The sequence below is a fragment of the Paenibacillus sp. J22P90 genome (genome assembly GCF_059692195.1).
The window spans coordinates 42564-67217 of sequence record NZ_JCAUAY010000013.1 but is presented as its reverse complement, the minus strand read 5'-3'; the positions used below and the strand labels follow the sequence as shown (position 1 = coordinate 67217).

General features: G+C 51.9%; 18 protein-coding genes. 1 reads left to right on the top strand and 17 read right to left on the bottom strand.

The features are described from left to right. Positions 1-20 precede the first annotated feature (20 nt). Positions 21-1613, bottom strand: coding sequence for a gamma-glutamyltransferase family protein (locus AC58UX_RS29315; RefSeq protein ID WP_497259623.1), 1593 nt, complete (start codon positions 1611-1613; stop codon positions 21-23). A gap of 112 nt (positions 1614-1725) precedes the next feature. On the opposite strand from AC58UX_RS29315, the gene AC58UX_RS29310 reads away from it, so the two are divergent. After that, the gene (locus AC58UX_RS29310) at positions 1726-2508 is read left to right on the top strand and encodes an IclR family transcriptional regulator (protein ID WP_497259399.1); all 783 of its coding nucleotides are present in this window, start codon (positions 1726-1728) and stop codon (positions 2506-2508) included. Here the strand turns inward: AC58UX_RS29310 and AC58UX_RS29305 are convergent. The 16 genes from AC58UX_RS29305 to AC58UX_RS29230 form a co-directional block, all read right to left on the bottom strand. Beyond that, entirely contained in the window at positions 2505-3263 is a 759-nt protein-coding gene (locus AC58UX_RS29305; protein WP_497259397.1) for a sugar isomerase domain-containing protein, read from the bottom strand. The two genes, AC58UX_RS29310 and AC58UX_RS29305, sit on opposite strands and share 4 nt — an antisense overlap. A gap of 18 nt (positions 3264-3281) precedes the next feature. Then, on the bottom strand, positions 3282-4952 hold the full coding sequence (locus tag AC58UX_RS29300; protein WP_497259395.1) for a glycoside hydrolase family 3 protein: 1671 nt from the start codon (positions 4950-4952) through the stop codon (positions 3282-3284). 16 nt (positions 4953-4968) lie between these two features. Beyond that, a complete protein-coding gene (locus AC58UX_RS29295) occupies positions 4969-6282 on the bottom strand; it encodes a neutral/alkaline non-lysosomal ceramidase N-terminal domain-containing protein (protein ID WP_497259393.1) in 1314 nt (437 codons plus the stop codon). 106 nt (positions 6283-6388) lie between these two features. Next, positions 6389-8482, bottom strand: coding sequence for a choice-of-anchor Q domain-containing protein (locus tag AC58UX_RS29290; protein ID WP_497259391.1), 2094 nt, complete (start codon positions 8480-8482; stop codon positions 6389-6391). Between the two features lie 161 nt (positions 8483-8643). Further along, entirely contained in the window at positions 8644-11544 is a 2901-nt protein-coding gene (locus AC58UX_RS29285) for an OmpL47-type beta-barrel domain-containing protein (protein ID WP_497259389.1), read from the bottom strand. A gap of 16 nt (positions 11545-11560) precedes the next feature. Beyond that, positions 11561-12436 carry a carbohydrate ABC transporter permease gene (locus AC58UX_RS29280; RefSeq protein ID WP_497259387.1) on the bottom strand — a complete coding sequence of 292 codons (876 nt, stop codon included), beginning with the start codon at positions 12434-12436 and terminating at the stop codon, positions 11561-11563. 15 nt (positions 12437-12451) lie between these two features. Continuing rightward, on the bottom strand, positions 12452-13414 hold the full coding sequence (locus AC58UX_RS29275) for an ABC transporter permease (protein ID WP_497259385.1): 963 nt from the start codon (positions 13412-13414) through the stop codon (positions 12452-12454). Positions 13415-13494: 80 nt separating this feature from the next. Then, the gene (locus tag AC58UX_RS29270; RefSeq protein ID WP_497259383.1) at positions 13495-15144 is read right to left on the bottom strand and encodes a type 2 periplasmic-binding domain-containing protein; all 1650 of its coding nucleotides are present in this window, start codon (positions 15142-15144) and stop codon (positions 13495-13497) included. A gap of 84 nt (positions 15145-15228) precedes the next feature. After that, positions 15229-16545 (bottom strand): neutral/alkaline non-lysosomal ceramidase N-terminal domain-containing protein, encoded by a 1317-nt coding sequence (locus AC58UX_RS29265; protein ID WP_497259381.1) that lies wholly within the window; start codon positions 16543-16545, stop codon positions 15229-15231. A gap of 162 nt (positions 16546-16707) precedes the next feature. After that, entirely contained in the window at positions 16708-18321 is a 1614-nt protein-coding gene (locus tag AC58UX_RS29260) for an extracellular solute-binding protein (protein ID WP_497259379.1), read from the bottom strand. 23 nt (positions 18322-18344) lie between these two features. Beyond that, complete coding sequence (locus AC58UX_RS29255; protein ID WP_497259621.1) at positions 18345-20654, bottom strand: helix-turn-helix domain-containing protein; 2310 nt, start codon at positions 20652-20654, stop codon at positions 18345-18347. A 246-nt stretch (positions 20655-20900) separates the two neighbouring features. Continuing rightward, a complete protein-coding gene (locus AC58UX_RS29250; RefSeq protein ID WP_497259377.1) occupies positions 20901-21920 on the bottom strand; it encodes a zinc-dependent alcohol dehydrogenase in 1020 nt (339 codons plus the stop codon). Between the two features lie 17 nt (positions 21921-21937). Continuing rightward, a complete protein-coding gene (locus AC58UX_RS29245; RefSeq protein WP_497259375.1) occupies positions 21938-22822 on the bottom strand; it encodes a dihydrodipicolinate synthase family protein in 885 nt (294 codons plus the stop codon). A gap of 22 nt (positions 22823-22844) precedes the next feature. Beyond that, positions 22845-23537: a M24 family metallopeptidase gene (locus AC58UX_RS29240; RefSeq protein WP_497259619.1), complete on the bottom strand. Its 693-nt coding sequence runs from the start codon at positions 23535-23537 to the stop codon at positions 22845-22847. Between the two features lie 211 nt (positions 23538-23748). Further along, positions 23749-23994: a hypothetical protein gene (locus AC58UX_RS29235; protein WP_497259635.1), complete on the bottom strand. Its 246-nt coding sequence runs from the start codon at positions 23992-23994 to the stop codon at positions 23749-23751. After that, the gene (locus tag AC58UX_RS29230; RefSeq protein WP_497259373.1) at positions 23991-24650 is read right to left on the bottom strand and encodes a cyclase family protein; all 660 of its coding nucleotides are present in this window, start codon (positions 24648-24650) and stop codon (positions 23991-23993) included. Before AC58UX_RS29230 ends, AC58UX_RS29235 begins: the two co-directional genes overlap by 4 nt. Positions 24651-24654: the final 4 nt, after the last annotated feature.

Sequence of the window (24654 nt, the reverse complement as noted above, 5' to 3'; positions counted from 1 at the left end):
CTGAATATGATTGTCAGAATTCACCAAGCCGCAATCTGACCGTCCGTCCGGGGCTCGGTACCTCCGACCAACGTGCCGTTCTCCAAACGCCAGATGATCTGGCCTCTGCCAAAGCTTCCAGTGCTTTGGGACCATCGAACATCGTGGCCCATTCTGGCGAGCTTGTCGACGATGCTGCGGGGAGTTGTCAGTTCAAAGTCTACCGTTTTCCCTTCTATCCATTGCCACCGCGGGGCATCTAATGCCGCTTGAGGATGGAGTTGGAAATCGATGGTATTCATCAGGACCTGCAGATGGCCCTGCGGCTGCATCGCTCCACCCATCACGCCGAACGGTCCGACTGCCCGGCCGTTTTTGCTGAGAAAACCAGGTATGATAGTGTGATATGGCTTTTTGCCCGGTTCAAGACAGTTGCCATGGTTCTTATCCAGCGTAAATCCGTACCCCCGGTTGTGAAGGGCGATTCCCGTACCCGGAACAACAAGGCCGGACCCAAAGCCCATGTAATTACTTTGAATGAAAGAAACCATATTTCCGTCCCGATCCGCCGTGCATAGATAAACAGTCCCGCCTTGCGGCGGTCGACCGGGCGCTGGTTGCAGCGCAGACGATCCGATGAGGCGGCGGCGCTCCCTCGCATACGCTTCCGAAAGCAGCTCTTCCGGCCTTACGGACATGGTCCGCGGATCGGAAATGTACGCCTTTCCGTCCGCATACGCGAGCTTCATTGCTTCTAGCTGCTTATGGTACGTATCAACGGTATCGCGCTGCGTGAACTCGAATCCTTTGAGAATATTGAGCGCCATCAAAGTCACTAACCCACTCCCGTTAGGAGGAAGCTCCCATACGTCATACCCGCGATAGTTCACGCTGATCGGCTCCACCCATTCCGGCTTGTAAGCCGCCAGATCCTCTATGCGTAAATACCCATTATACTGCTTGGAGAAAAGGTCGAACTTTTCCGCTAATTCACCGCGGTAGAAAGCTTCAGCGTTCGTTTCCGCGATGATCCTAAGGGTCTTGGCATGATCCGGAGAAGACCAAACTTCTCCGATACCCGGAACGTTGCCTTTCGGTGCGAACGTATCAAACAATGCTTGAAATTCAGGTCCTTGCAGTCGTTCGCGAAAATATTCGATCGCTCCTTTCCAGGAGTTCCCAACGATAGGGGAAAGCGGAAATCCCTCTTCCGCATATCGAATGGCGGGCTGCATCACTTCCGCTAAGGGGAGCTTCCCGAATGCTGCAGCCAATTCCGCCCACGCGGCAGGAGCACCTGGAACGGTCACCGGGCTGAAACCATACATGGGCATTCGATCGTATCCCGCTTCCCGTAATGAATCTATAGAGATAGACTGTGGAGCGGGACCGCTGGCATTCAAACCGTGAAGCTTCCCTTGAAACCAGACCAAAGCGAAAGCATCTCCGCCAATCCCGTTGGAGGTGGGCTCCACTACGGTCAGGGCCGCAGCTGCGGCAATCGCTGCATCAATGGCGTTCCCGCCTTTTTTCAGCATGTCAAGACCTGCTTGGGCCGCAAGCGGCTGCGAAGTCGCAACCATCCCATTTCCAGCGTATATAGGGGAACGGCGGGAGGCGTATGGCTCATTCATCACATCGAAATCCAACGACAGCCTCTCCTTTATGATTGGGTTGTTGTAAGAGAGTGGAACTCAGGTTTATAATTAGGTAGAATCTATTCAAAATTACAAAAGGACGATTGATATGATGAAAAGGAAATACACGGTCCCAGCGCTCGAGAAAGGTCTTGCGATCATCGAGATGCTTGCCGGTTCTCTGGTCCCGCTCGGCGTTACCGATATTTATGAGATGAACAAGATTCCGAAATCTACGATTTTTATGATTCTCACTACACTGGAAGACTTAAAGTACGTACAAAAGACCAATGACGGCAAGTATAGGCTTACGCTCCGGCTATACAACTTCGGCATGGAAATGCTGTCCAGGCTGGATATACGCAATATCGCGCGCCCCTATATGGAGAAGCTCGCCTCCGAGCTTCGCTTTACGGTACATCTAGCGATGTTGGAGAACGGTAAAGCCAGCTATATCGAGAAGGTCAAAGGTCCAGGTTTCGTGCAATTCTCAACCGAAGTGGGTCAATCCTTCCATCTGCATAACTCTGGCGTGGGCAAAGCGCTAGCCGCATATGTTACGGAGGACGCCCTCGCGCAGTATGTGGAGATGCACGGCATGCCAGCCATGACCGAGCATACGATTACGAACCTTGCCACGTTCCGCAGATTCCTCGCGAACGTCCGAGAAGTCGGCTATGCGATCGAGGACGAGGAAGGCGAAGTTGGGATACGCTGCTTGGCAGCACCCATTTTCGATCATTTGGGCCAAATCTATGCCGCTATTAGCGTAACGGCATTGCGTAGCGAGTTACCCAGCATGTCATATCAGGAAGTCGGGCAGAAGGTTCGGGATGCTGCGCTACGGATTTCCGAACAGTTGGGTTATGAAGGGCAAGCTCCTACGAGCTAAAGCTTTTTGATCCGGCCTTTAAAGCGCTCGATAAACTGCCTGTTCCACTCGTCGCCGCCGGTGGCGTTGCCGCTCATCCAAATCGGCGGTTTAACGCCTTCCGCCGCAAGAAAGTTAACGGTCTCCGCAACCAGAGCATTTAGTAAAAACGCGTTGGCGAATGTTGATATTGCAGCCACCCGCTGCTCCAATCCATCGATTTCCAAAACGGCGTCGCCAACGCCTACTTTACAATCCAGCACGACGTCGACGAGGTCATGTAAATTCTGCTTCGACGGATGGCGTGCGGGATGTTCCGCCGGCGTTTGACTCGCATGTCCAACCGAGGTGACGCCAATCGTCGTAACCCCTCTTTTCTTCGCCTCAAGCGCCGTATCGATGACAGCCGAGTTGATCCCGTATGCATTGATGATGATCAGAAGATCTCCTGCCTGAAGTCCATAGTCTTCGACCACGATACGGCCATAGCCCGGCGTACGTTCGATCGCCATCGACCGGAGCGCACCTCCGCTCAGCAGCGTGCCTTCGTCGAGAATTGCACTGACATGCATCAAGCCGCCAGCCCGGAAAAATATTTCCTGCGAACCAAGGTTGGAGTGTCCCCCTGGACCGTAAGCGTATACGATTTTGTCTTGCTTGACGTGATCTGCGACCAATCGGGCAGCCTTCATTACTGCCTCATTCTCTTCTTCATGCAGCCGAGACAGATGCTCCGTTACTATCGCCAAATAGCGTGTCATCGGAGACAAACTCATACGACAGCTCCCCTCTCGTCATAAGCCGTAGCCAAATGGATATTGTTCGTTCACCGTTACCGGAAGCTTTCCTTCCGCCCGGAGTCGGCCATACAAAACCTTAAGTGCTGCATCGATCGAATATTCACAATCGCCGTAGGAGCAAATGCAATTGCCCGGCGGCGTCATTTTCCGCAAAATATAGGGACTTCCAAAAATGAGCAATGCCGCCTCAGGATCATGGCGCTTGATCAATTCGATCAATGCAAGCTGGGAGTCCGGAACCGTACCGCTCCCTTCTTTGTAGGACAAAACGCGGACGAATGTCGCATACACGACATGGTCATAGGGGCGTGCTGCAAGCGCTTGTCGAACGTCGGTGAAATCCTCCTCAGTCGGATGCTCACGGACAAGAACCATGTCGTAATCACTTGAATAGTCCTTCATTCGCTCGCGAAGGTAGGCTGTTTTGCCTTTGACAACATACCCGAGATCCTCCGCCTCTAATCCTTCTTCTTCGCCGATCGTAGCAATGACCAGCGCCGATTTCCCAGAAAACGGCAGCGAGGCCGCTTCCAACACCGTAACGGATTTATCAGCGATTTCCGCCGAAACGGCTGCATGCTTCGGTGAACTGACTACGAGTGATGCTTCCTCAACTGAGATCGTGCGATGCTCGAGCAACTGGAGCTTATCTTTGATTTCTAATATGTGTTTAACGGACGAATCGATCTGATCGATAGGAATCTCTCCGGACTGCACCGCAGCGTTTAGCGCTTGAAATGTGATTTCAGGATCTGTCTCGTAGTCTTGCAGAATAATATCATGGCCGGCCTTCACGGCTAACACGGCTGCCCGCTCGATTCCGTATTCCACCTTGATGCCGCGCATGGTCAGGCTATCAGAGATGAGCAGCCCCTCGAACCCGAGCTCGTCGCGCAGCAAGTCGGTCATGATCGCTCTCGACAGCGTAGCGGGTATGCGTGCCTCATCCGGGCCGAGCAGCGCCGGAAATAAAATATGTGCGGTCATGATGCCAAGCAGACCTTTGGCAATCAACTCCCGGTACGGTGCCAGCTCCAGCTCCAATAGGGAACTCTTATCCCGCGTCACGACGGGCATTGATACATGGGAATCTTCTTCCGTATCGCCATGCCCTGGAAAATGCTTGGCAGTCGGGATGACCCCTTCCTCCTGCATACCGCGAACCACTTCTGCAGCTAGCGAAGCAACGAGCTCCGTCCGGTCACTGATCGCCCGCGTATTGATGATCGGATTGTCGGGATTGGAGTTGACATCCACCGTTGGATTACTCACGACGCCGAAGCCGATAGCACGGGCTTCCCTCGCAATGCAGCGCCCCATTTGATAGGCCAGCTCTTTAGAGCGGGTAGCGCCGAGCGCCATTAGTGTCGGAAACGGCGTGCCAAAGTTGAATGTATCCGCAAGGCCGTGCTCTGCATCCAAATAAAAGAGAATCGGGGCGGTGGATTGCGCATGGCACTCATTGACCCACGCGATGATATCCTCCAGCTCACGGGATCCCTTTGTCGTCAGCATGACGGCCCCCACGCCGCCTAATCGACCTTCCGCGTTCATTTGTTTCGCTTTTTGCGCATAGTCATGTCCTCTAACTACGATCATCTGCGCGAGCTTTTGCTCAAGCGTCAGACGCTTTAACCACTTCTCGGCATTGGTTTCCACCTGCATCTTGTATCCATCCCTTCTATTTCGCCGCGTCCGTCAGACGAAGTGATAAATCGGCCACTGCAATTTTTCCGACGATGATATCTTCTATTTCTGGTAAAAAGATGCCGCTGAATGTACCACCGATATGGTTATAGTCAACTTCATAGCCGCCTTCACTGATCATTTTGCGAGTAGGGACATAGAAGGTAACTCCGTTCGAATAACCAAGAACAATAGTCTTCCCGCCAGGGAACAGTTTCTTGAGCATGAGCGAGTACTCGGTTGAAATTTCGCCTTCCATCGCAATCAGGCGCGTATCATCGTCCAGCTGCCAGATACTGATATAGATGGACGTTCGATCCTTCGTGAGGCCTTCCTTCATGAATTCGATTTTGCGTTTCGCCCCTCTTCGCCGAACTTCGCCTATCGCGGGATTGGCTACAATGTTTTCGAAAAATTCGATAGGCGTATGCTCCATAATTAGGTTTGCTTCAACCAAAACCGTCTTGAAGACACCTTCGATCGGGTTGAACGTCTGCTCCTCAAGCACACGAATGATGTCTTTGGCCAGATCGACGCCTGCCTCCTCCATTTGCTCGAAGTTACAGCTAATAAAATCGTCGCCGACCGCGCATTTCAGTGGCTTAATTTCGGCAGCGCAGCCCTGTAGAAACACAGCACTCACGCCAGGATAGGTTTCTTCCAGATAACTGTTCGTTTTTCCTGGATAATCGTTCGAAATCAAATAATTATCCGAGCTCATCGAGGTCGGATGACAGCCGTAGCTATACAGGATTCCCTTGAGATCGTTCGTCTGATCGACTAGCTTCAGCACGAAAAGATCATGATCGATTTCCACATCGTAGGCTGGCTTCCACAGGACGCCTCTGTCCGTCAGCTTTCGGCGGCTAACACCGAATACGGAGGTTCCGCGCGCGAGCTGAAGCTGACCTTCTTCCAAATGAGAATAGCATTCGTTCACTAGACCCACGATCGTATCTCGAATAAAGCCGTAATCAACCGCGCTTCGGTATACCACGCTGTTCGTGCTCGCATTTCCTTCCCCTCTTGCGGCAACGGCGTGGTGCGTATGAGAAAAATTGATAAGCACTTCGTCATGCTTCAGATCGAACGTTTGTTCTAGTGTGTTTTTGATCCCATCGATGAAGCTGCGATCGCCCCCCGACAAATCCAAGGTGATGATTAGAAGGGTTTTGTTTGCCTCAAGGAGCACAGCCTTCGCATAAACAGGATCATGGATTCCTTCGCTTTCGTGCGTACGGTCTCCAAAACCAGACATAAATACAGGCGTTTGCGGCGTGATATCCGCCTTGGACATGCCAAACTTCATACGTATCCACCCTTTACATAAGTTTTATATAGGAAACAGAAAGGGGCAGCTCAAGAAATATGCCCTGCCCCCTTCTGAATCTCACTTTGTGATTACTCCGTCAAAATCATAGCGATTGCGAGATCGAGGCGTTATCACCTATTGACGAAGCGGTTGAACCAGGAAATGAAATCATATAAGACTTAGCTCCGCCATGGAATGTCGTATCATAAGCGCCTGTGAACGGAGAAATTGATTCACTGTAAGTCCAGCCTGTCGTCCCCTCGAAGTCGGCGTTCGTAATCGTCTTTCCGCTCACAGAAACGTCGTCGACGTACAAGGAAATCGGGTAATTGGAGACAGCCTTTTTGCTAATTAGCCTAAACTGCAGCGAAAAGCTCGAACTTGTCGGGTTGATCGTGATCGTATGCGACTGCCATGACGTCGCATCCGCCGTCACGTCGCTCTCCCAAACGACAACGCCATCCACAAGCGCCTGTTTATACCAGTAAGTCGAGGTGGAACCAGCTTCGCTGTCCTTCTCCCAGAATGTCAGCGTCCGAGTGTTGCTCGTCACCGATTGCGAGATCGAGGCGTTATCGCCCGCCGTAGAAACGGTTGATCCTGGATACGCAATCTTATAGGACTTGGCTCCGCCATGGAACGTCGTATCATAAGCGCCGGTGAATGGAGAATTTGATTCGCTGTAAGTCCAGCCCGTCGTCCCCTCGAAGTCTGCGTTTGTGATCGTCGCTCCGCTCACCGAAACGTCGTCGACGTACAAGGAAATCGGGTAATTGGAGACAGCCTTCTTGCTGATCAGCCTAAACTGCAACGAAAACGTTGGATTGGATGGATTGATCGAGACGGTATGCGACTGCCACGCTGTCCCATCTGCTGTTACGTCGCTTTCCCAGACGACAACACCGTCAACAAGTGCCTGTTTATACCAGTACGTCGAGGTGGTACCTGCTTCGCTGTCCTTCTCCCAGAACGTCAATGACTTGCTTCCAGTTGCGCCGTATTCGTAAGCCCCGATATCCGGTGACGAGTCACGGGTATCCCAGTCAAAATCTACGCTAGGTGCATTCGTCGAGCTTCCCGCATTTTTGGCCGGAGAGGTGGAAGTAAGATTATAATCATGGCCCGCACTGTTCACAAAAGATGGACTTACCCCTGTTATATTGTGGGTACCGTGTGTCATTGTAGTTGGGTACCAATAGTAAGTGGTACCGTTTAACAGATTGTAATCGTAGGTGTTACTTGAGCCTACCGTCCCGGATAAGTCAATACCATAAGTGGTGCCGGAATTGCTGTTCTGAACGATGTTATTGGATACATAGACGTTATCAGCTGAACAACCCCAACTTTCTACGGTGCAGGCTTTGTATCCACCACTTGTACCATTGGTGGCGCCTACTACGATGCCGAACTTATGGTCGACAACCGTGTTGTTCACAATAGTGACTTGGTGGGCATCATGCCATAGATGAATGCCTGCCCCGCCTGCATTGTTATAGACAACGTTGTTCGTTACAGTCGCTCTTGTGCTGATGTAAATACTTTGGACATAACCACAAGTTCCATTACCGATGTCGTGAACTCTATTTGCGGTAACAACCGTACCTACCATGAAGCTAGTGGTGGTCGTGTTGTAATCGGTGATGTTAATACCGGCGCCTCCGCCACTGTCGCAAAACGTTTGCATGATATTGTGGACATCGTTATTCTTTATCGTGACGTACGAACCTTGATTTAAAATCCCGTTTCTTGCTTTTGCTCCCGTGCCGTCAACCTCAAATCCATCGATTACGACATTGTTTCCCCAGTTTTCCCAAATGATAAATTCTTTGGTGGCGTCGGTAGGTGTGATGGTCGCTTGATAGGGCCCATCGATGGACACATAGGTGATGTTATCCTTCGTTGTTTTGAAACCTGCCGATGACGTACCCACCGCATACGTCCCCGCTTTGACTTTAATGGTGTCGCCTGAAGTCGCGACAGCGTACGCTTTGCCGATCGTTGCGTATGGATGCGCTTGCGAACCGTCGCCCGGAGACGAATCGTTCCCTACAGGCGCAGGCGCTACCCAAATGTCCCCTGCGGCATGAGCTTTCATCGGCACCAGCATGAGCAAGCTGAACATCATCGCCAGACACAAGAAGATGGCCGACACTTTTCCAAACACCAATTTCCTTCCAACATAACAATTGATCAACATACGATTCCTCCTTCAGGTTTTTAAACATCCTTTCCCTGCCTATTCATGGATGTCCGGCTGCCTTCAGCGACCCGTTGACCGGGTTAACACGCTACATCATCCTCACCCCTTTCCAAATGGATTTTGAATGTGTTTTGTCGTCCCCCCAAGATTTCTATTGGTTAGTTATGTGATTGATCGTGACTTATGGATACGGTGGCGGAAGCCGGCGTTTGATTGCCTGCTTTGTCGACGGCTGTATATGTGATTGTATAAATTCGACCGTTTCCGTTACCTTTGCGTTCCGCACGCAATTGAAAAGTAACGTCCGACGAGCCGATATTTGCGATAATGTCCCCATCCCCGCTATCCGGTTCATTGCTGGTAATAGAGGTTAAGGTAACCGCCGCAATTCCGGATGCCGTGTCGACCGCGTTCAACTGTGCATGGATGGTCACCATCTTGTGGTTCGCAGGCCACAGCGTCGATCGATCCAACGTAACGGTTAAGCCAGGCGCCGTTTGGTCGATGTTGATCGGCAGTAATTTCGCCTGTTCCAGATTCCCCGCCGCATCGATCGAACGGTAAGCAAGGGTATGAGCGCCATCTGCCGAAATCGTGATCGGTCCGCTGTACGTTGACCAATTCACTGTATTGTCCAAACGATACTCTGTTCGGTTCACTCCTGTATCGCCGTCCGTCGCACTTAAGCTGATACTTACGTCGGACGTAATCCAACCGTTATGGGCGTCCCCCTGAACCGCTGCGCTCGTTATTGGCTGTGTTGTATCGGGCATCGCGAGCAATTCTAGATCGATGATCCCCATTTTGTAATTGGTGGCTTCCTCGTTCTTCCCGATATTCTCGAAGGTAAGCTGATGAACGCCTTTCGTCAGCTGCGTAGACCCAATCGGCTCGAACACTGCTCCTCTTCCCGTCGAACCGTAGAAGTTATAGTCCAATAGCGGCTGTCCGTCCAGCTTGATCGTATACTTGCCGTAGCTGGTAGCCTTGAAGGTCGTCATACGAAGCTGGTACAGGTGCGTTTCCGGCACATCCACATCGAACGTGATGGCGTGACCTACAGCATTGGCGTCGAATTGCAGGGTCGGTGCGTAGATAGTCGTGCCAATGGTCTTGGCGATGATCGGCAGCTTGGTGAACCCATATACGATCGATAAGCCAGGCTGCACGGTAATCATGAACGAGGCGGAATGCGTTGTTCCGTTCAGTGTAACGTTGGCCGTCATCACGGATGTCCCCGGGGAAACCGCCGTGACGAGCCCCGCAGCGCTGACGGTTGCGACTCCGGCATTGTTGCTCTGGTAGACGATGGTAGATGTCTTTAGTGATGCCGGCTTCCCATTCGTCGATGTCCCCGAAACGGTTAGCTGCGTCGTTTGTCCCTTGACCAGAGAGCTGACCGGTGCGGAGAGCTTTACGGATGCGATTGTAGGCGCAGCGATGGTGATGGGTATATTCGTCCGTTTCGATACACCGTCCAACGTCACATCCACATTGAGCGTGTCCGTTCCGCTATTCAGACCCGTCACCAAACCGGTCGAGCTGACAGACACAATGGAGTTGCTTTTCATATAGTAGCGGATCGATGCGGCGCTAAGATCGGCAGCGCTGCCGTCGCTCATTAGCCCGGATACCGTATACTTCTGGGTTTGCCCGATTTCTGGCGTTGGCTCACTCGTTTGCAGCGCAACGGACTGCAAGCGCTCTGCCACCTTGATCTGAACCGAACTGCTCTTCGGCGTCCCATTTCCGTCCACGTCAGCCGTGATCGTGGCGACACCGTTAGAAATAGCCGTGACAAGTCCGTTCCCGCTAACTATGGCTACGGCGGGGTTGTCGCTCGTATACTGCGCACCGCTCAAATCGGAGGAAGAAACGATTGGCGTTGATTCGCCGATTCGAAGCGCACGCGATACCGCCTGAATCGTAAAATCGTTCGGATCATATTCGTAAGCCCCCATATCAAAGCCGGCGCCCCGAGGCCGAGGTTTCCCATCCAAATCGATCGTAGGCGCATCATTCGGTATCCCCACGTCGAGAGCCGGAGATGTATATTTCAGGTGATAATTGCCACCGCCGGCCGGATCGTAATACACAAACTGTGGATCGGCTGCAATTGTACCGACAGCTGTTAAGCCATTCTGCAGACTTAAGTCGTAAATACTGTTGTGGAAAATAAGATTGTTCGAGTACGTATTGTTTGTTCCAGTTTTCCCCTGCTCAGAGATCCCATAGCTGTTGTCAAATACGATGTTGTTCGATACATGAACTTCATCGGCCGGGCCTTGTGTATGCCAGAAGTCTCCGCCGCCGATGACCATGCCAAACCACGAAGAGAAAACGGTGTTGTTCGCAATCGTTACATGATTGGCGTCATGCCACAGGTGAATGGCAGCACCGCCGTTCTGGTAGACAAGGTTATTCTTCACCGTACCCGACGTGCTGACATAGATGCCCTGTATGTAACTGCAGCCAACGTAGCCGATGTTATGGACGATGTTGCCGCTGATTTCCGTTTCCACGCCATAATGGTAATAATCGGTGTTAATGGCTGCTCCACCGCTGCCAGTGCACACGATGTTCGTTGCAATATCGTGGACGTGGTTGTTCTTGATCGCTACATAAGAACCTTCATTATATAAGCCGTTGCGCGTGTCGCTGCCGTTCCCATCCACCTCAAAGCCTTCGATATCCACGTAGCTGCCCTGATTATCCCAGACGATACCGCTGGCGTTCACTGCAGGAGGTACTAGACGCGCACCCCACAATGTATCGGACACATACCGGATTCGGGCAGAAGCCGTCCCGCTTGCTTTCGTCTGAAAGCCGCCCGTGTACGTCCCCGGCGCAACATGAACGGTGGTACCAGCCGCTGCAACTTGGGACGCTTTGAGGATCGTCAGAAAGGGCTGCGCCTGTGTGCCGGGATTGGAATCGCTGCCTGTTGCAGAAACATAATAATCCGTTGCGGCTGCATACGCCTTGGGCTCACCCGTAAAAGCTAGACTGCAAATGATGGCAAGGCTTAAGCTTCCCGCAATAATTTTTCGGCCGAACATGAATTCACTCTCCTCGTCATTCCTTTATGGCGCCTATCATAACGCCCTTCACAAAGAACTTTTGCAAGTAAGGATAAAGAATGAGTATCGGACCCGTGGCCACGATGATCGTCGCATACTTGATGGTCAGCGCGACCTGCAGCTTATCCCCGCTGGAATCCGCCGTCATGCTGTCTGTGCTGTTACTGATGAGAATCTCTCTTAAGATCAGCTGCAACGGATAATGCGTGCGGTCCCGCAGATAGATGAGCGCACCGAACCAGGAATTCCAATGGGCGACGCCGTAAAACAAGATCATGACAGCAACGACAGGCAGCGAAAGCGGAAGCACAATCCGGAACAAAATCGTGAAATCGTTCGCTCCGTCCATTCGCGCCGATTCCTCAAGGCTGACGGGGACCGCTTGAAAAGCGGTTCGCATGATAATCAAATTGAAGGAGCCTACGGCCACCGGGATGATGAGCGCCCACAAGGTGTCGAGCATGCCGAGGCTGGTCACAAGGATGTAATTCGGAATCAAGCCGCCGCCAAAAAACATCGTAAACACGATCATAAACATAATGCCGTTTTTAAGCATGACATTCTGTCTGGAAAGAACATAGGCTCCAAGCGAGGTCATGATGATGTTGAGTGTCGTGCCAACGACCACGATGAACAGCGTGTTCAGGTAACCCGATCGAATGATCGGATTATTAAAAACCGCTTTATATGAGTTCAGGTTGAAGCCGTGCGGCAGCCAGATCAACCCGCGTGTACGCGCCACCCATGCCGGGTCGCTGATCGAGGAGATGAACACGTACCAGAACGGATATAAGGTGACAAACACGAGCAGCAGCATAAAAAGGACATTGCCGATATCAAAAATTCGTTCTCCTGTGGACCGCCTAATCATCGCGTTTCCCCCCTTCTACCAAAGTTTTGTTTCTGTTACGCGTTTACTGAGCGCATTGGCCATCACGAGAAGTACAAAGTTAATGACGGAGTTAAATAATCCGATTGCGGCGCTGTAGCTGAAGTTAGCCTCCAATATGCCCTTTCGGTAAACATAGGTGCCGATTACATCTGCCGATTCATAGGTGGCTGTATTATACAGGAGCAGGATTTTATCGGTATTCACCGACATCAGGCTGCCGATTTGCAGAATCAATAAGATGATAATCGTCGGCATAATGCCGGGAAATGTGATATGGTAGCTCATCTTCAGCCGGCTGGCCCCATCGACTTTCGCCGCTTCGTAGAGCGAAGGGTCGATGTTCGCCATCGCCGCCAAATAGATGATGGTGCCCCATCCGACGTTCTGCCAGACGCCTGAGCTGACGAATATTGCCCGAAACCATTCGGGCTTGCTCAGGTACGCCACCTTCTCCATGCCAAACAGGAAATTAAGCATGTTGGTAAGCAACCCGTCTCTCGCCAGGAAGTCGACAATAAAACCTACCACGACGACGATGGAGATAAAGTATGGCAGGTAAGCGATCGTTTGCACGATCCGTTTAAATAAAGCGCTGCGAAGCTCGTTCAGCAGGAACGCCAGTACAATTGGGGCCGTGAATTGAAAAATGAGTTCGTAGAAGCTGAGGATCAGCGTATTCCGAATCAGCCTTCCGAAATAAAAGCTATGGAAAAACTCGTTAAAATATTTAAAGCCTACCCATTGGCTGTGCCAGATGCCCGTGCCAGGCGAGTAGTTCTTAAAAGCAATCTGGATGCCATACATCGGAACGTAATGGAACAATAAGTAATAGACGACAACCGGCAATACCATGAGATACAGATAACGATTCACTTTCAAATCCCGCTTCAACCGATAGCCGTATTTCGTTCGGTCTGCTTTCGGGAGCGTCGTCACCGCCTTCGAACCAAGCTGCATAGACGATTCCTCCTAGTACGAAGGAGGAAGGAAGGTCCGCATCACTTAACGGCCCTCCGCCTCCTTCATCTGCATGATGCTTACGATTTCTTCATGTATCTGTCGTACTGCGTTTGATAAATTTTCGTAGCTTCTTCGATCCCCAGCTTTTTGAGCGTGGCGTTGAATTCGTCAAATTTGGAAAGCGGCTCTTGGCCCATAATGAACTTGTTAATCATTTCGTATTGGTATGTCCGCAGATCCGTCATAATGGAGGCGATTTTGGCCTGCTCATCCGAATTGAGGAAGGACGGCATGAATTTTGAGTGATCCGCCTTCGTCCACTCTCTCATGGCACTTTGCGTATCTGGATCTGGATGCCACTGCAGATCGGCGTCCTCATCCGCTTGGAACGGACCGCTGGAGGCGACAATCGTATAGATGCCGAGCGCCTGCGTGATCGATAATTTGTTCGGATTTTTCGTAATCGTCTCCGTGTATTTCGGCTTCCCGTTATCAATGGTATAGCTTTGACCTTCTACACCGAAGTTGTACAATATCTTGCCTTCCTTGCTGTAGCCATAATCGAGCCATGCAGCAATCTGTTCCGGATTTTTGGCCGAAGTGGTGATGGCTACGCCGATGCCGCTCCATTGGGCGGTCGGTGCGCCTGCTGATACCGCCAGCTCACCTTTATTAAGAGAAGGGACTGGAACGCCGACCAATTTGAAGCTCGTGTTCGGATCCTGCTGCCGCTTAAGCTGCAAATAGCCGCCTAATCCGCTTCCGCCCCAGCCAGCTTGCGAGCCGATCAAATCGTTCAGTGTCTTGCTGTCTCTAAGCTTGGTGTCCGAGGTTAAATAGTCCTTGTCGATCAAGCCTTGACTGTACCAGCGATTCATCAGCGTCAAGTAATCCTTGAACTTCGGCTGGTATGGGCCGTATTTGACCACACCGTTCTCCTGATAGAAAGCGGCGTTGAGGCCGTATGCGCCGAGGAACGGATAGCTTGTTTCGTAATCCGTCTGGCGGTAGAAATAAGGGATTTCATCTTTTTTGCCGTTGCCGTTCGGATCCCCGTCGCGGAAAGCCGTCAGAACCTTTTCCCATTCATCGACTGTCGCTGGCGGCTGCAGTTTGAGCTTATCTAACCAATCCTTACGCAAAAACAAACCGTGATATACAAATACAGGGTTGTCTTCGCCCACGAACGGGAATGCGTAAATATTGCCGTCGTCGCTGGTCAGCTGGCGTTTCAAGTCGGGCTTATCCTTCAGCATTTTCGATAAATTGGGAGCATATTTGTCGATAATCTCATTCAGACGGAGGATCTTGCCGTCCTTAATTGCTTTGTCCGGGGAATTCGCTTTCCACGAGTACCCCATAACATCAGGAAGCTTACCGGTCGCCATCATCAAATTGAATTGATCCTTAACCTGTTGCTCGCCTGCGGGTGGATGCTGAAACTCTACCTTCGTTCCCGTAATTTTCTCCAGCTGTTTGTAAATGCCCATCTCGCTGTAATTTTTGATTGAAACCGCTGCTTCCGTATCCATGATGTTCCAATACGAGAATGAAGCTGGATACTTCGGACCCGTGGTCGTTTGGGCTGCCGTCGGTTTCGGACTTTCGTTCGATGGACTCGCTGAGCTCACTGCCGGTTTGTTGTCATTGCTGCAGGCGACCACTAGCCCCCCCAGCACGGAAACCGAAAGTAATGCCGCAATCTGTTTCTTACGCTTAAACTTCATACCGTAAACCTCCCTTAGATTCTGAAAATCGTGAGCTGTTGGCTCGATTTCACTATATAAAGAGCACGGTCAAGAGCAAATAGCCTAAATTATATATGGGTTATCCCGATTAAGTATTGTGCGATTTAGAAGCTGGGAAGCCGCGTCACATATGGCTTTTTCGATTCCAGGGGAAAATGGTGCAGGCAAGAGATAGTATAAAATGGACTCAATTGGTTCATAGCCTCCTTCAGTAAGCTGCTGATCCGTCGGAACATAGCCCACCATACCATTGCTGTATGCGAGTGGAAGCACACCACCTGGATGTAGACTCTTGATGAACAGACCGTACTCGACCATAATTTCTCCGTTCATCGCCAAGAAGACAAGATCGTCAGCAATCGTAACCTGATTCAGCTTAAGTGGAATATGCGAAGTGAGTCGTTTGGGTTCATCCAGCATTCGCCGGCCCCATTCCCCGGCCATGCCAGGCTTATTCGCTGCCTGTTGCAGCTGCAGGGCGTCCGGTACCGAATCGAACGGAAGCTGCACCTCTACGGCTTCCGCCTCTATCCGTCCGGGTGATAACTGTCGCATCGGTTGTTGCAGCACCTGCAGTACGACTTCGGATAACTGCGCTCCGAGCCTCCGTACGTCCTCATCGCCTCCTCGGTAGAAGGCATCTCCTTTGATCAAGGCTGGACGAATGTCGCCGCAGCAGCCTTGTAGGAAAGAGGCAATCGCCCCGCCTCCGATGGCCTGCTCCACGTGCTCCATCGCAATGCCTGGAAATTCCGAGCTTATGAATTTATGATCGGTCGTGGTCGGGTGACAGGCGTAATGGAACAACACGCCTGTCGTTTCTTTCGTTCGCTGACTCCTGAATCGGATCACGTTGACCTCCGGATCGATCAGTCCCGCCTCGTTCGGAGCCATGGTCATTACACCGTCAACGAACCTACGGCGGTGAATACCGATCCGGCATTCACCGGATCCTCGCTCGATTGTTACGGGCTCTAGCTTCTGATATGCCTCTTTGACCGCTTCCAACAGGCAGTACTCCAAAGCTTTCACATAGCCGGTGTTCATAGGATCGGGAATATCGAGCGTTCTCGGACCGCAGTGTGCATGGGTCGCATGAAGGATAATCGCCGCTGGTTCCAGACCGAATCGTTCAGATAACAAGAGTTGAAGCGCTTCTGTACGTTCTGTGCTCCACGCAAGAATATCCGCCTGCACAAGTAGTGCTTTCCTTGCTGAGCCGGAGGCTTCTGTTTGTTCAAAAAACCAAGCCTTCAAATATAACGGATGAGCAATGCCTTCGAAATCGCCGTGCCGATGACCGAAACCTGCTAGCGGCATCGGACTCTGCGGCGTAATATCCACCTTCGCTGTACCCAACAGAAGCTCCATCATTTCCATACGCTTATCGACTCCTCATAAATTGGTTAAAGGCCTGATCGAGCTCCGGCCATCTCTACGACTATATATCAGGGGCGGATCCCTCCAAATAGTCCATATTAAACATCGGTTATCCCCTTTACTTCTTCTCAAAACAAAAAAAGACGCCTGAGAGCGTCTTCTTCACTTCTTCGAATATCGGTCGTATGCGGTCTGATTTATTCTTACAACTTCATGCAACCCGAATTTAGTTAACTTACGGACATAATCGTCGAACCCTGACAACGGTTCCGCACCCATAATGAATTTATTGACCATTTCATCTTTATAGGTTAGAAGGTCAGCCATGATCGAAGCAAATTGCTCCTGCTCCCCTGCATTCAGCAGCCCATTCGGCAACGCTTTCGAATGATCAGCCTGTGTCCACTTGACCATCGCGTCCGCCTGCTCGGGATCTGCATGCCATTGTTTGTCTGCATCGGAATCTGAAGCGAACGGACCGCTGCCCGATTGTAGCGAGTAGATCGACAGAGCCTGAGAAACAGTCAATCCCATGGGATTGTGAAGAATCAGATCGGTGTACTGCGGCTTTCCGTTCGCAATTGTGTAGCTTTGACCTTCCACGCCGAAATTGTACAAGATCGCCCCCTCTTTACCGTAGCCGTAATCGAGCCATGCCGCAATGCGTTCCGGATGGTTCGCGTTTGCCGAGATGGCTGCACCGTGTCCAATGATGAGCGGTCTTGCCATTGATACGGCTGTTCCACCGACTTTGAGCACAGGGAATGGGACACCGATCAGGTTAAAATCGGGCAACTTCTTCTTCATGGCCTGCATATAAGCCCCGAGTCCGCTGCCGGCCCAACCGGCCACCGCACCGAGCTGGTTATCCAGCATCCGCCCATCCCGAATTTTGATATCGGAGGTCAAATAATTGCGATCGATCAGTCCCTCTGCGTACCATTTGTTCATCAGGGTCAGAAATGTCTTGAAGGCAGGCTGGGCGGGACCGTACTTAACCATGCCGTCTTCCTGATAGAAGCCGGTTGTAATGCCGAATGCTCCAATGAAGGGATAGCTCGTCTCCATATCCGTCTGACGATAGAAAAACGGAATTTCGTCCTTCCGTCCGTTCCCGTTCGGATCCCCATCGCGAAAAGCCGTCATCACTTTTTCCCAGTCGTCGATCGTAACCGGTGTCTTCAAATGAAGTTTATCAAGCCAATCCTTGCGAAGCATTAACCCATGGTACGCAAATACCGGAGGATCGTCGCCAATCAAGGGGAACATATAGATATTCCCTTCGTCGCTCGTTAATTCTTTCCGAAGATATGGTTTCTCGTCCAGTAGTCTGGATAAGTTCGGCGCGTACCGTTCAATGAGCTCGTTTAACCGTAGAATCTTTCCGTCTTGAATCGCTTTATCCGGGCTATTCTTTGACCAATCCGTATAGATGACATCAGGTAGCTCGCCAGACGCCATCATCAAATGGAATTGATCCTGCGCCTGTTCTTCCCCGGCCGGCGGATGCAGGAAATTGACCCGGGTTCCTGTGATCTTCGTCAACTGCTTGTATAGTCCCATTTCACCATAGTTTTTAAGCGTAACCGCCGCATCCGTATCCATCGGTACCCAGTACGTAAGGGAAGACGGGTATCGACTTGACTCGTCAAGTGGGGAATGCCCAGCCTGCGGCTCAGCGCTATCTTCACAGGCCGCGACCAGGCTGAGCATCGCGCAAGCCAGCAACGCCGATTTCAGCAACGAGACAAATCTCTTCCCTCGATATCGGAGCATGCGCCCATCCCCTCTCTTCCGCTCTATCGACTCAGCATTTCGCGATACTTACCAGGTGGCACGCCTTCCACCTTCTTAAAAAATCGGACGAAGCCGACCGCATTGGCATAGCCGACCTTGATCGCGATTTCCGCAATGGTAATACTCGGATCGGATAACATGTTTTTTGCCTGCCGAATTCGTACGGTGGCGATATAGTCTGTAATATTTTCCCCGCTGTGCCTCTTAAAGAACGTCGACAAATATTGAAGGCTAATGTGGAAATGATCAGCCATGGAAGCTAGGCTTAAGCCGTTTTCCGAATAATGCTCGTCAATGTATTGGCATATACGGCGATACAACCGATCTCCATGGTCGGTTTTTTCTTCCCGGGTAAACGTGCAAATCGTCTGGTAAATGTCTTTGGTTCTCTGAATCGCTTCCTCGGCGGTTGTACATTCAACCAAGACCTTCGCAGGATCGAACGAGCCCTCGAACGGCGGCTTGTCGGCGAATTGCAGACCGTTCATCACCTTCACAACCGTGCTGAGTAGATCGATCAAAAGAAACTTCCCCATCTCCGGAGTCAAGACGTTCGATTGGAAATTTGCGGTATAAATCTGGTTAAGGAGTCTTTCCGCGCTCGTGTAATCTCCGCTCTTAGCAAAGTTCATCAGCTGGACTTCGTCCTCCATCTGATAATGGTAAAAGCGAGGTTCAAAACCCGCTATTTCTTCATGATAGATGACCGCATTAGAGCCCTTTATCATTCGATAATCGAGTGCAATCAATGCCTCGCGGTAGCATCTGCCGATTTCCTCAAGCCCCTTATGGAACTGGCTGATGGCAATCGATATTTTCAAATAAAACCGATTTGCCGCGGTTTTCTGCAGCTGGTTGATGAGCGCCGCCACCTCTTGCTTCATCGGTCCGGCATTGGTGCTGACATTAAGTAGGATAGCCATTCGGCTGCGATCCATCTCTACGATAAAACCTTTGCTGCCTAACAGCTCATTGCTTATATTGGTCAGTATAAATCGCACGTGTGCCCATTCCTGCTCCGTATTATCCTTAATGAAGTCCCGGCAATCCTCGATATCCAGCACGATTACACCGAAATAGTCGTATTCAAATTGAACGTCCATGAAGGCAAGGGAGTCGTCGCTTAGCGACGATTCGTCAATGTGCCCCTTAATCAGTCGGGACAGGAAATTGGCCTGGATGACGGGCGCATGCCGCTTTAATGTTTGGCCCATCTCCTTATTCTCGCTAAACGTGCGGACGAACGATTGTTTAATGTACTCGAGCTCATTCTCGTCAATATCCTGCTTATGCGTGGTGTTCTCTTTCATAATGGTTTGGACGACATCGCGAATTGGGGAGTAATTACGGTAGGCCATGATATAAGAGGCGATAATCCCGGCAACGACGATCAGTAAGAGCAGTAGCAGTGCGATTTCCTTTACGGCGTTCACCTGCTTTAACACCATATACATCGGGACGACCGAGACGAATTTCCAACCGTTCTGCCCTGTCGTGTAGGACAGCATCATCGATTGATTGTTTTGCTGAAAGGTTTGGTACCCAGAGTCGTTTCCAAGCTGCGCAAACAACCCGTTTTCCAGTGGGTGTTGCTTTGCCGTCGTCATGATGATTTGTCCGTGTTCGTCGAGAATATAAATCGAGCTTTGGTTCACTTTTTCAATCTGCTTGATCAGTCGGTCGAACTCCGCTTCATTGATGAGAATGACCAGATTTCCCTTTACATTCACAGTTTCTCCAATCGGGAGGGACTGGACATACGTCAAGACGTTGGTGACCCGCTCGCCTTCCTTGATCGAAGTGACCGGCAAATACGTTTTGTAATGAGCTCCAGTTAACAGGGTATCCCTTACCCAACCAGCGCCTTTTTCGTTAAAGTTGAGGATTTTATCAAAATAGAAGGAGGAATTGGCTTTTCCGGATGAGGTTAGAATCATATCCGAATTTTTGAAGTAGACCATAAAATCATAGATGAAGCTGCTGGCCTTATTGACATTGCGGAAATCCTTCATGATGTCGGCCAAATCGAACTCGTTCTTCGTATAATCGGTTTCCAGGTTGCTTAGTGACCACTGAAGCTTCGGATTAAAGGCGAGCTGCACGGCCATGCCCTCAACCTCTTTAAACCGGTCCTCTGCGACAAGCGTGATCTGTTCGAGCAGGCCAAGATTTGTTCGGTTCGCATTGTCCACCATGATCCGCTCTACCCGCTGGTATAGATATACGCCGGCCGTGACGGGAAAGAGTAGGATGGCGATATACGAGATCAGTATCGTAATCAGGATACTTTTTCTTCGATTCGACTTTCGCATTCCGCTCAAAGAAGTCACCCTCCCTATTTCGTTATGTTTCGAGGAGAACAAACTTTCATTGACTAATTTAACGACTATTCCGAATTATCTGACTTTTAAATACGAGTTGATTTACCTCGGACTACCTATTCCAATATAATAACCTGCCTTCTTTCCGGAGACAAGTCTATTAAGAGTCTATTTCTTCCATTCCTGCCCAATCGCAAAGAGCCGGAATGAACTCATTCCGGCGGATCCTTGCTCGGATTATGGCACGAGCAGCACTTTCGCGGTTTTCCCTGGTTTCGTGATGAGCCGGTCGAACCAAGCCGCACCTGTCTCCAGAGGAGCTTCCTCTACCCACTCGTCCAGTATGAACGAACCGTTTGCGAGGTAAGCAAGCGCCTTTTCGAAGGTAACGGCTGAGTAGGCGAACGAGCCGAGGAGCGAGATTTCGCTGCGGATCATCATGTTAACCTGCAGTGACGATTCTGCTTCGTGCAGCCCCGTTACGATGACCCGTCCGCCAGGCGCGGTAAAGTCGATGCATTGCCGGCGCGTAACGCTTGCGCCGACGGCGTCCACGGCTATGTCTGCCCCGCCGTCGGTGAGGCGCCGCACTTCAGCCGCAACGTCGGAGGTGCGGTTCGGCATGATGGGGATGGCGCCAAGCGACGCTGCGATTTCGAGCCGCTCCGGACTTAGGTCGATCGCGTAGAGATCCGTGACGCCATACAGCTTTAGCGCTTGCAACGCGAATAGGCCGATCGGTCCCATGCCGGCCACAACTGCCCGTTCGCCGGGCTTCGGAACGGCGAGCTCCGCTACCCGCACGCCGCAGGCGACCGGTTCGACGAGCGCCCCGCGCCTTAGCGGCATACCGTTAGGCAGCGGGTAGACGAAACGCGCTGGGATTTTGACCAGCTCGGCGTTGCTTCCGGGAAGCGCGGCGCTGAGCAATCGTCGCGAGGGACACAGCTGCTGCCGGCCGCTCAAACAGAAGCGGCATTCTCCGCATGTCACGAGCGGGTTTGCTGTCACCCGAGCGCCGACTTGAAGCCCATCACGGACGACGCGCCCGCCCAGCGCTTCGATCGTACCCGAAAACTCGTGACCGAACACCATCGGCGGCTTACGAAGCGCATTGTGACCCAAAAATCCGCTCAGCTCAGAGCCGCATATCCCAGAGTACGCGACCCGAATCAGCACCTCGTCTTCCAGCGGTTCAGGAGCTTCCAGCTGTCGGAGGTGCATCTCTCGCGGTCCTTCATACACTAATGCTTTCATCGGTTTTTCCATCCCCTCTAAACAGACTTATGCCCAAGCCGAGCTTTAAAACCGAGCATGACCTCCTGTAGCCGGTGCTCCGTAACCGGGAGCAGTGGGGACCTCGTCTCTTTGCTCGAGAAGATACCCAACTGGTGGAACAGCGCCTTCGTCGTTGGAATCTCATCCCCTGGCCCGAACATATGAATGAATGGTAGTATCACTTCGGAGAAGATCCGGTAGCTCTCTTCACGTCTTCCTGCCTGGTACGCTTGCCAGCATGCGCGGAACTCTTCCGGATAAATGATCGGCGCAATGATCATGCTGCCGTCAACCCCCGCCTCGAAGGAACGGAAGCAGATGATGTCGTCTCCGCCAAACACGGTCAAGCTCGAACGGGCTTTGAGTTGACGAATTTTCCCGAAATTGTGATCCGTCATTTTGATTGCTTTGATTTGGGGAATGGCACTCGCCAATTGGAGGAGTTCATCAGCCGTAAAGTGCGTCTTCGTAGTCACTGGATTGTCGTAAAAGACGATGTCAAGCTGCGTGCCTTCCGCTAGCCGCCCTATGTAATCGGTCACCATGGCTTGCGAATTGGGAAAATAATACGGACTGGATACAAGGGCAGATCGTACGCCGCTCTCCTTGGCTGCACAGCCGATTCGAATCGCTTCCTGCAAATTCGTGTGGCCCAGACCGATAACAAGCTCTTTGCCTGCCGGCATTTTGGGAGCTATATAATTTACGATGTCGATCCTCTCTTGCATCGACAAAGCCGGTGCTTCTCCCGTGCTGCCGCAGACGACATAGCCTTCAAGCTGGTCGATTGTTCGTTCCATCAGCCGATCGAAGCCGGCGTATTCAATTTCACCATTTAAGAATGGAGTCGGGATTACAGGGATGTTGCCAGTCAATGTCATAATAAGTCCCTCCAAATATTTTTTACCAACCTTCGTCAAACGGAGTAAGATTCTCGGGTCCGTCGGCGCGAACGACATACATATTTTCTATTCGCACCCCGGCTCCCTCTAGATAAATGCCCGGTTCGATGCAAATGACCATGCCTTCCTCGAGAACGTCATCGCCCTCTCGGACCAAATATGGCGCCTCTTGATCCTGAAGCCCAATGCCGTGTCCAAGATGATGCGGGAGTGAATAACCGCCTCCGATTTTGGCGAGCTCCGCATTCACTTCATCAAACAGCTCCTTCACCCGAACCCCGGGCTTCAGCCCGCTTTCCGCGATTCGTAGTGCCCGAGTTACGCGGTCGAACAGTCTCTCCTGAAGTGGGGTCGGCCCGCCGGCTGACGTACAGAAGGTGCGGCAGGTGTCGGCATAATAGCCGCCCAACCGTGGGAATAAATCCACTAAAACGAGGTCGCCTGCGCAAAGTTTCCGGTTCACCGGCTTTCCTCCCGCCTGCATAGTACGGGGGCCCGACAGCAGGTCGTATTGTTCGTCGAGAGTGATCGGACGTCCCGCAAATCGCCAAGCCTCGAGACTCATGAGGTGAAAAAGCTCGAATTCATCATTCGCCTCTGAGATGTGCTGACGAACGGCACGATACATCGCTTCGTGCAGCCGGCCGGCATCCCGGATACGTTCGATTTCATACGGTCGCTTCGTCCGGCGCATCCGGCTTAGAATCGGTCTCGCATCGAATAGCATTAAGCCTTCGCTGGCCAAGGAGACGACGCTTCCGCTGCCGGAGCGGACCGGCAACATGTCTGTCCCCATCCGTGTGGCTCGTGACGACTTAAGGGCTTCGGCGAGAAGCCTCGCTGCATTGTCAGCGGGAACCGTCCATCGTTCGGCGTCATAGACCGGATAGGGTCGGACGGTCACGTCATCCCGCTGCCAGCCCGTTAGCCCGTCGCCTTCGCCGGCGATTAGTACGTACTCGCCCGATCGATCCAGCAGCAGATATGCCGGATGTCCGTCCTGCTCGATCGTATCGATAAGATAATTCCGATTCGCCCGATCGGCGAGACAAATTGTATCCCATCCGTGCTCGGCCATCGCTTCGAGCAAGGCCGCCTTCCTTTGCGTAAGCTCTTCTGTAGTTGCCTGCATGTTCATAATGCCCGCTCATCCTCCTTCCGTTATTGGCATGAGGATCGCTCGGCAAGGCGCGCCGCAGACACCGGGGATGGACAGCGGCAGCGCCGCTAGCGTCCACGGCCCCGATGCCGCCTGCCGCAGGCCGACTAGCGGCGCAAGCAGCAGCCTCTCCTGTTGGAAAAACTGCCGGCCCAGCGTCCCGTCGTCTGCGCGGGGATCCTGCATGCAAGGAACATCCACCCCCAGCAGCCCGACATCCCGTTCAATCACCCATTTCATCGTTTCCTCTGTAAAGAACGGGCAATGTGTGACGAACTCAGGCTCCTGCCATCTCCTATCCCAACCGGTCGCGATCAGCAGCGCATCCCCCGGTCGGTGGGCATGCCCCTCGCAAGCTGCCGCAAGCTCCGTCGCTGTAATCGGCTCCAGTTCCCGCTTATCCGAGAGTTGCGCGATCCACGCACGGCGGATGAAACTCTCGATTGGCAGCTCGCTGATCGTCTTCCTCCCCGGCAGAAGGTGATCGGCCGACTCGATGTACGTTCCGGCCAATGTGTGCAGCTGGAAGCGATGGCCTTTCCAACCTTCTCCCTCGAGCGTTGCTACTTGTTCGATTTCCACTGAAGGAAGCGGGTCGCCGTATGTCCACATCCCGTTCCGAATGCTTCCAGTAATGTCCAGTATCATGGAT

What these genes read in the sequence shown, in the direction of transcription:
- AC58UX_RS29315 (WP_497259623.1), bottom strand. Translation starts at nt 1,613, where the DNA reads ATGAATGAGCCATACGCCTCCCGCCGTTCCCCTATATACGCTGGAAAT.
- AC58UX_RS29310 (WP_497259399.1), top strand. Translation starts at nt 1,726, where the DNA reads ATGATGAAAAGGAAATACACGGTCCCAGCGCTCGAGAAAGGTCTTGCG.
- AC58UX_RS29305 (WP_497259397.1), bottom strand. Translation starts at nt 3,263, where the DNA reads ATGAGTTTGTCTCCGATGACACGCTATTTGGCGATAGTAACGGAGCAT.
- AC58UX_RS29300 (WP_497259395.1), bottom strand. Translation starts at nt 4,952, where the DNA reads ATGCAGGTGGAAACCAATGCCGAGAAGTGGTTAAAGCGTCTGACGCTT.
- AC58UX_RS29295 (WP_497259393.1), bottom strand. Translation starts at nt 6,282, where the DNA reads ATGAAGTTTGGCATGTCCAAGGCGGATATCACGCCGCAAACGCCTGTA.
- AC58UX_RS29290 (WP_497259391.1), bottom strand. Translation starts at nt 8,482, where the DNA reads ATGTTGATCAATTGTTATGTTGGAAGGAAATTGGTGTTTGGAAAAGTG.
- AC58UX_RS29285 (WP_497259389.1), bottom strand. Translation starts at nt 11,544, where the DNA reads ATGTTCGGCCGAAAAATTATTGCGGGAAGCTTAAGCCTTGCCATCATT.
- AC58UX_RS29280 (WP_497259387.1), bottom strand. Translation starts at nt 12,436, where the DNA reads ATGATTAGGCGGTCCACAGGAGAACGAATTTTTGATATCGGCAATGTC.
- AC58UX_RS29275 (WP_497259385.1), bottom strand. Translation starts at nt 13,414, where the DNA reads ATGCAGCTTGGTTCGAAGGCGGTGACGACGCTCCCGAAAGCAGACCGA.
- AC58UX_RS29270 (WP_497259383.1), bottom strand. Translation starts at nt 15,144, where the DNA reads ATGAAGTTTAAGCGTAAGAAACAGATTGCGGCATTACTTTCGGTTTCC.
- AC58UX_RS29265 (WP_497259381.1), bottom strand. Translation starts at nt 16,545, where the DNA reads ATGGAAATGATGGAGCTTCTGTTGGGTACAGCGAAGGTGGATATTACG.
- AC58UX_RS29260 (WP_497259379.1), bottom strand. Translation starts at nt 18,321, where the DNA reads ATGCTCCGATATCGAGGGAAGAGATTTGTCTCGTTGCTGAAATCGGCG.
- AC58UX_RS29255 (WP_497259621.1), bottom strand. Translation starts at nt 20,654, where the DNA reads ATGCGAAAGTCGAATCGAAGAAAAAGTATCCTGATTACGATACTGATC.
- AC58UX_RS29250 (WP_497259377.1), bottom strand. Translation starts at nt 21,920, where the DNA reads ATGAAAGCATTAGTGTATGAAGGACCGCGAGAGATGCACCTCCGACAG.
- AC58UX_RS29245 (WP_497259375.1), bottom strand. Translation starts at nt 22,822, where the DNA reads ATGACATTGACTGGCAACATCCCTGTAATCCCGACTCCATTCTTAAAT.
- AC58UX_RS29240 (WP_497259619.1), bottom strand. Translation starts at nt 23,537, where the DNA reads ATGCGCCGGACGAAGCGACCGTATGAAATCGAACGTATCCGGGATGCC.
- AC58UX_RS29235 (WP_497259635.1), bottom strand. Translation starts at nt 23,994, where the DNA reads ATGAGCGGGCATTATGAACATGCAGGCAACTACAGAAGAGCTTACGCA.
- AC58UX_RS29230 (WP_497259373.1), bottom strand. Translation starts at nt 24,650, where the DNA reads ATGATACTGGACATTACTGGAAGCATTCGGAACGGGATGTGGACATAC.